Source organism: Pseudomonas sp. BCRC 81390 (genome assembly GCF_030341915.1).
Lineage (GTDB): Bacteria > Pseudomonadota > Gammaproteobacteria > Pseudomonadales > Pseudomonadaceae > Aquipseudomonas.
On sequence record NZ_JATAAG010000088.1, the window covers coordinates 1 to 229 of the forward strand.

1 rRNA gene is annotated in these 229 nt (G+C 50.2%); it reads right to left on the reverse strand.

Annotated elements, in window-relative coordinates:
* Positions 1-229 (reverse strand): 23S ribosomal RNA (locus QSV36_RS26215); the annotation flags it as partial.

Consider the following 229-nt stretch of genomic DNA (forward strand, 5'->3'; position numbering starts at 1 on the left):
TTTCGGGTCTATACCCAGCGACTAAACGCCCTATTAAGACTCGCTTTCGCTACGCCTCCCCTATTCGGTTAAGCTCGCCACTGAATATAAGTCGCTGACCCATTATACAAAAGGCACGCAGTCACCTAACAAAGTAGGCTCCCACTGCTTGTACGCATACGGTTTCAGGTTCTATTTCACTCCCCTCTCCGGGGTTCTTTTCGCCTTTCCCTCACGGTACTGGTTCACT